Here is a 6,724-nt window from a genome sequence, read left to right as displayed (position 1 = left end):
TAGCTATAAATTTACTAGAACTAAATGATATTAGAAGCGTAATTAAAAGTAGTGAACAACTTAAATCAAATGAAAGAATTAACTTTATTGTCAATTCATTTAACCAATTGGCATTGGAATAAGGCATTGAATTAAAATTAAGAAAAAAATAAAAATGTCATCCTAATAAGACTAGGGACATTTTTATTAATAAGTTTTATCGATAATTTTGTATTGATTTGAATAGATAATATCTTGTTTAAAGTAGTCAATGAAATCATCTTTTGATAGAGTGAGAGGAACTCTTGGATGAATTTTTGATAAGGTATTATTGGCTTCTTCAGTAATGATTGCGAATTCGTTTGCATCATTGTAACAACCCGCTAAATAAACTACATTAGAATTAGTTGTAAAAAAATGTTTTTCTTTTGTGCTTGATTGCCATTCATAATAACCACTGGCAATAATAATACAAGGTTTGTATTTCGTTGCGATTTTATTTTCATCTTTTAAATTAATGACTTGTTTATTATTTAAAGTTAATCCCCATTTCATAATTGCAGGATGTAACTTGTTTTCTTTATTCATCAAAAACACGACGGTCTTTTGACTTGGGAATACTTCTTCAAAACTGATTTGATTAAAAATATCTAATGGTAGTTTTTCTTGATAGTATTGTTTTACTTTTGATAGTGTTGGATTTTTCCCGTCAGAGAATAAATAGCGACCACACATAGTCTTACCTCTTTTCTATAAACCATTTATCATGATCATGAAATAAGTATCTACATTCTTGGTTAAATAAACAAGTATAACGCATTCCAGCACCGCCGGATTTTAAGGAAGCGGCCGGACAACATTGCAAAATACGATCGATTTTATAATTTATACCATTATTCCAAATAACATGAGTTGGAATTAGTTGGCCATCTAGTTTGTGATGACAAAGAACTTCTACATATTGACGATTCATAGTTGGTCTCCTTATTTAAAAAAACTTTCAGGGAATATGACATGATCAGATTTAGGATTTAAGCGATTTAAATCATCATCTTGTAAAACACATCCACGTTGAACATAGTAGTGACCAAAACGATTTCTGATCTCATCTATAGCAAGTTCTAATTGTTTGCGAGTAACATCTTTTTTTTGTTCAAAGAAAGATGTTTGATTACTGGGTTCGATATTGGTGAATTGTGATAAACGAACTCCGAGACTGCGAACAGGTTTAGAAAAGGTATAATGTTTTTTGAATAATGTTAATGCATATTCCACAACGACATCAGTACAATCGGTAGGAACTTCACATTGCATTTGACGCGTAATGGTAACAAGTGAATTATCACGAATTGAAATAGTAATTGTTCTACCAAAAAATCCTTGTTCACGTGCTCTAGCGCAAACACTTTCTGATAAAATAGTGATTATAATTTTCACTTCTTCTAAAGTGGTTAGGTCTTTCGGACAAGTTGTGCTATTCCCGATGGATTTTAAAGAGGGCGCAGTATTAAATAAAGAAACATCAGACATTTCAGTTCCGTTTGCAAAAGAATGTAATGTAATTCCAACTTTACCAAACATTCGTTCCAAAATAGATAACGGAGTATTAGCTAAATCACCAATAGTATAAATACCAAAAGACTTTAACTTTTTTGCATTAGAATAACCGACAAAAAGTAGATTTTGAATGGGTAATGGGAATACTTTGCTTTCCCGTTCTTCTTTAAAAATAGTAAAAATATTGTCAGTGTCAGCAGCATCTGATGCAAGTTTTGCAAATATCTTGTTATAACTTATTCCTATGGATACAGTTAAACCTAATTCAAATTTAATTCTTTCTTTTATAATATTAGCAAGGTCAATAGGTGAGGGGTAAAGGTAATGACAATCACTTATATCTAGCCATGCTTCATCAATACCAAAAGATTCAACATGATCGGTGTAATCTAAATATATTTTTTTAACTGCTTTGGAATAGCGCAAATATAGTGGGAAATTAGCTTTAATGCAAACTAAATTAGGACATTTTATTTTAGCTTGCCAAATAGCTTCACCAGTCTTTATGCAATATTTTTTGGCTAATTGGTTCTTTGTTAATATGATTCCGTGTCGTTCTTCAATATCTCCACATACCGCAATAGGTATATTTTTATACTCAGGATGATAAAGCATTTCAACGGAAGCATAGAAACAATTTAAATCCGAATGGAGGATTATACGATTCATAAATATCACCCACTTACATTTTACTTGAAATAAAATCAAGTTCAAGTGAAACTTGAATATTTTTCAAATAAAGATTGAAAAGATAATTAAAAGCCGTTAAAATAAAGGTGGTGATAAATATGTACTTTAGAGAGAATTTAAGAACACTACGTCGAATTTATAAAACTTCACAAGATGAACTTGCGAAATTTTTAGGTTACAAGTCATTTACAACGATTCAAAAATGGGAAGATGGAACATCAATTCCACCGATGCCAATTATTCAAAAACTTTCAAATTTCTTTCAAATACCAATGGAAGATATGATTAATTTAAATTTAGCTCGTGATGTTATTGATGCTAAAGCAGTACCGGTTTTAGGAACGGTAAAAACAGGCTTAGGCTTATTTGCGGAGGAAAATATAACTGGTTATGAATATGTTGCCAGCAATGATTCGTTAGATGAATATTTTTATTTGAATATTATTGGCGATTCTATGAAAAATGTCCGTATTATGGAAGGTGATTGTGTTTATATTCGTCGCCAAGATAGTGTTGAAAATGGGGAAATTGCAGTAGTGTTATTAGAAAATAACGAAGTTACTTTAAAACGCGTTTTCTTTAAGAAAGATCAAATGATTCTTCAACCAGAAAATGATGCGTATAAACCAATGGTATTTACAAAAGAAGAAATAGAAGAAAAAGGAATCAAAATTATTGGGAAATTGATTCATAATAAGATTAAATATTAATGAAACAAAAAATAATATTCTTTTTGATTTGTTTCTTTACATATATTCTTCTATTTATTTTTGAAAATGCGATTCTAAGTTTTGTATTTACACTGTTGGAAATAGGTGGGGTAGTAATGCCGATATGTACGCTAGTTCTATTAATATTAATCAATCCACCGGTTTCGTGGATTTTGGCTAATTCTTTCTATAATAAATTTAATAAATAATGGTTCATTTTTGGAAGGAGTAATTACTCAAAAAATGGACTTTTTTTCTTCAATAGCAGGGGCTAGCATGCTATAATACGGTGAAGGAGTTGGTTATTTGTGCGTATTGTAATTGCAACCGGGGGTACTGGAGGACATATTTATCCAGCTTTATCTTTGGCTAAGGCAATAAAAGAGGAAGATTCATCATCAGAGTTTCTGTTTATTGGGTCTACTAATCGTATGGAAGCTACAGAAATTCCTAATGCGGGATACGCATACAAAGGGATTGATGTAATAGGAATGAATGGTTCAATTCTTTCTAAAATTAAAGCTTTTTATTTGTTAAAAAGAGCTGAACAAGAATGTAAAAAAATACTTATTGATTTTAAACCAAATATTGTAATTGGATTTGGTAATTATATTAGTGTGCCTGTGTTATGGGCGGCAAGTTCACTCCACATTCCAACAATGATTCACGAACAAAACTCGTTTGCAGGTAAAGCAAATAAAATGTTAGCAAAATCTGTGGATGCAGTGGTGGGTTGTTATGAAGAAAATTTAAACCAGTTTCCACAAAGTAAAACTAAGATTCTTGGTAATCCAAGGGCGAGTGAAGCTGCAAAAGTGCAAAAAGATAAGTCGTTATTAGCAAAATATAATTTAAGTGATAATGTTCCATTAGTTGTTATTGTCATGGGATCTTTAGGCTCTGAAAGTGTCAATGAAGTGTTAAAAGAAGCTTGTGGATACATGCAAAATAAGGAATATCAAGCATTAATAGTAACAGGTAAAAAAGGATATGATAGTTTTACTAAGTCAGTTACAAGTACTGCAAATGTACATGTTGTACCTTACATTGAGGGTATTGAAATGATGTCATTAGCAGATCTTGTAGTTGTAAGGGGCGGTGCTACAACATCGGCTGAAATAACTGCATTAGGATTGCCATCAATTATTATTCCTAGTCCTTATGTACCAAACAATCATCAAGTACTTAATGCATTGGCATTACAAAATAAAAATGCTGCCATTATGATAGAAGAAAAAGATTTAACCGCAACAAAATTAGTTGAACAAATACAAGAGATTATTTCTAATCCTAAACTTCAAAGCGAAATGGCAAAAGAGGCTAAAAATTTAGGTAGACCTCATGCTAGTCAAGATATGATTAGATGGATTAAAAATTTAGTAGGTGAAGATAAATGAATAAACAATTATATGATGAATTAATAAAATATTGCGAAGTGGAGTGTGATGTTCCATTATCAACCATGACAACGCTTCGTTTAGGTGGACCAGCTAAATATGTTGTTTATCCTAAAACAAGTCTAGAATTGAATGAATTGATGCGAACTATTCACGAATTTAATGTTCCATATAAAGTGTTTGGTAAAGGAAGTAACATTCTTTGTTCAGATTCACACTTTGATGGTATTATCATTCGTTTAGATCGTACATTTGATGATTTTTATTTTGATGAAGATATATGCACAGCACAAGCTGGTGCTTCTATTATTTCGATTGCATACGAAGCAATGAAACATGGACTAGCGGGTTTAGAATTCGCAAGTGGTATACCTGGTTCTGTTGGTGGTGTTACTTTTATGAATGCGGGTGCATATAAAAGTAATATGGCAAATGTTATACAAGAAGTATTTGTATTCCGTGATGATAAATTCGAGTGGATTAGTAATGAGGAATGTAAGTTTGAATATCGTCATTCTATTTTTCATGAACATCCAGATTGGATTATTGTAGCTGTCAAAATTCGTTTAACTAAAGGTAACGAGGATGATATTCGCCAACTCATGGATAGTCGAAGAGAAAGAAGACTACAAACACAACCATTAGAATTTCCATCAGCTGGAAGTATTTTTAAAAATCCTGATGATAAATTCGCTTGGCAAATTATTGAAGAATTGGGATATCGTGGTAAAAGTAATGGTGGAGCATATGTTAGTGATAAACACGCTAATTTTATTGTGAATGCTAATCATGCGACTGCACAAGATTTTTATGATTTAGTTTGTGCTATCAAAAAAGATGCAAAAGAGAAAATGAATCGTGAACTTATTATGGAAGTGGAGAAGTTTAATTGGGATTAATCAAGAAACGAAAAAAAAAGGATGAACCCATCAAAGAAGAAAAAAGTGCTGTCGATGAGGTTTTTGAAAGAAGAAAGAGGATAAAAGCAGATTTTAGTTTTAGAAAGTCACAACCTCTTCTTTTTATAGCGGCAATCATTTGTGCTCTAATAACTATTGGTTGTGCTTATTATTTCTCTCCAACATCAAAAGTAAAATCGATAAGAGTTACAAATAATTATTATTTAGAGAAAGACTATATTAAAAATTTATCTGAAATAACATTAGATAATAGATATTATTTGGTTGTAGACTACCTTGTAGAGAAGAAATTAGAAGAATCAGAATTGATTAAAAATGCAACGGTTCGTCATAAAAATCAAGGGGTAATCGAAATAGAAATAGAAGAAGAAACACCATTTGGATATCGCTATTTAGAGCAAGGGGAGTTATTACTGACAAATGGTAAATCGGTTCCTTTGGCTTCTGAGTATTTAGATATCATTGCAAAAGTTCCATACATTGATGGTTTTGAAACAGAGGAACAATTGCTTCATATTGCAAAAGCATTTCAAAAAGTAGATCGTAATATTATAGAATCAATCTCGGAAGTTTCACAATATTCAATGTCCTACGATGAAAATACAATTCGCTTATTTATGCGTGATGGAAACAACTTTTTTGCAAGTTACTATTCCTTAGAAATGATTAATTCATACAATGAAATTGCATCAGATTTTATAGGAAATGGTCAATGTATTTATTCTGATGAAAGTTTAAAAGTGGCATTTACTTCAACTTGTCCTTGGGATTTAGTTGCAGAGGAAAAAGAATACTGGTTAGATGAATTGGGTAATATTGTAGTAAATCAATACGGTGATCCAGTAGAAAAGAAGTATTTTACGGATGATGCTGGTAATTTCATATTGGATGGTAATGGTCAAAAAATATTAATTCCAATAGGTGTAGAAGATGATTATGAAGCATATATTGCATCTCAAACAGGGAAAACAGAGTAGAAATGTATTAAAAACCTACTATTTTATAGTATAAAATTTGATAATCTTATGGTTTTTGGTATAATATTTAGAGGCTAGGAGGAGATACTATGTCTATAGAAAAGGTAACAAATCTTGGAAATATCAATATTTCTGAAGAAGCAATCGCGTCGCTTACAGGTGGGGTTGTTACAGAATGTTATGGAGTCGTTGGTATGGCTTCAAAGAAGTTCCTTCGTGATGGTTGGGCTGAATTATTAAAAATCGAAAATTTCTCTAAAGGGATTGTTGTGCGCAAAACGGATAATGGTCTGGAATTAGATGTATATGTAATTTTAGGATACGGTGTTAAGATTTCTGAAGTCGTTTCTGAAGTACAAAAGAAAGTGAAATACATTCTTGAAAAAACACTTCAATTAGAGCTTAGCGCTGTTAATGTGTATGTTCAAGGTGTTAAAGTTATAGGCTAACGGAGGAAAGCATGAATACAATTAATGGAATAATGTTGAAAGACA

Annotated in this window: 8 protein-coding genes; 5 read left to right on the top strand and 3 right to left on the bottom strand. The window is 31.3% G+C overall.

The genetic code is table 11. The features are described from left to right. Positions 1-186: 186 nt before the first annotated feature. From RR430_RS08580 to RR430_RS08570, 3 genes are read right to left on the bottom strand one after another with little or no spacing between them, the layout of a single operon-like run. On the bottom strand, positions 187-714 hold the full coding sequence (locus RR430_RS08580) for an SOS response-associated peptidase family protein (RefSeq protein ID WP_332488622.1): 528 nt from the start codon (positions 712-714) through the stop codon (positions 187-189). Positions 715-718: 4 nt separating this feature from the next. Continuing rightward, on the bottom strand, positions 719-952 hold the full coding sequence (locus tag RR430_RS08575) for a hypothetical protein (protein WP_332488623.1): 234 nt from the start codon (positions 950-952) through the stop codon (positions 719-721). Between the two features lie 11 nt (positions 953-963). After that, on the bottom strand, positions 964-2,205 hold the full coding sequence (locus tag RR430_RS08570) for a DNA polymerase Y family protein (protein ID WP_332488624.1): 1,242 nt from the start codon (positions 2,203-2,205) through the stop codon (positions 964-966). A gap of 119 nt (positions 2,206-2,324) precedes the next feature. Between RR430_RS08570 and RR430_RS08565 the strand changes: the two genes are divergently transcribed. The 5 genes from RR430_RS08565 (at position 2,325) to RR430_RS08545 (ending at position 6,679) form a co-directional block, all read left to right on the top strand. Continuing rightward, positions 2,325-2,936, top strand: a complete 612-nt coding sequence (locus RR430_RS08565) for a LexA family protein (RefSeq protein WP_332488625.1) — start codon at positions 2,325-2,327, stop codon at positions 2,934-2,936. 308 nt (positions 2,937-3,244) lie between these two features. Next, a complete protein-coding gene (gene murG / locus RR430_RS08560; protein WP_332488626.1) occupies positions 3,245-4,333 on the top strand; it encodes an undecaprenyldiphospho-muramoylpentapeptide beta-N-acetylglucosaminyltransferase in 1,089 nt (362 codons plus the stop codon). Then, positions 4,330-5,232 (top strand): UDP-N-acetylmuramate dehydrogenase, encoded by a 903-nt coding sequence (gene murB, locus RR430_RS08555; RefSeq protein ID WP_332488627.1) that lies wholly within the window; start codon positions 4,330-4,332, stop codon positions 5,230-5,232. Before murG ends, murB begins: the two co-directional genes overlap by 4 nt. Then, positions 5,223-6,230, top strand: coding sequence for a cell division protein FtsQ/DivIB (locus tag RR430_RS08550; protein ID WP_332488628.1), 1,008 nt, complete (start codon positions 5,223-5,225; stop codon positions 6,228-6,230). Before murB ends, RR430_RS08550 begins: the two co-directional genes overlap by 10 nt. Positions 6,231-6,319: 89 nt before the next feature. Then, the gene (locus tag RR430_RS08545; protein ID WP_332488630.1) at positions 6,320-6,679 is read left to right on the top strand and encodes an Asp23/Gls24 family envelope stress response protein; all 360 of its coding nucleotides are present in this window, start codon (positions 6,320-6,322) and stop codon (positions 6,677-6,679) included. The last annotated feature ends 45 nt before the right edge of the window (positions 6,680-6,724 follow it).

This window comes from Anaerorhabdus sp., assembly GCF_036641015.1.
Lineage (GTDB): Bacteria > Bacillota_I > Bacilli_A > Erysipelotrichales > Erysipelotrichaceae > Anaerorhabdus.
This window is presented reverse-complemented; position numbering and strand designations above follow the sequence as displayed.

Bases quoted from the DNA above. Each gene is read 5' to 3' on its own strand.
- RR430_RS08570 (WP_332488624.1), bottom strand. From the start codon at position 2,205: ATGAATCGTATAATCCTCCATTCGGATTTAAATTGTTTCTATGCTTCC.
- RR430_RS08545 (WP_332488630.1), top strand. From the start codon at position 6,320: ATGTCTATAGAAAAGGTAACAAATCTTGGAAATATCAATATTTCTGAA.
- RR430_RS08580 (WP_332488622.1), bottom strand. From the start codon at position 714: ATGTGTGGTCGCTATTTATTCTCTGACGGGAAAAATCCAACACTATCA.
- murB (WP_332488627.1), top strand. From the start codon at position 4,330: ATGAATAAACAATTATATGATGAATTAATAAAATATTGCGAAGTGGAG.
- RR430_RS08565 (WP_332488625.1), top strand. From the start codon at position 2,325: ATGTACTTTAGAGAGAATTTAAGAACACTACGTCGAATTTATAAAACT.
- RR430_RS08575 (WP_332488623.1), bottom strand. From the start codon at position 952: ATGAATCGTCAATATGTAGAAGTTCTTTGTCATCACAAACTAGATGGC.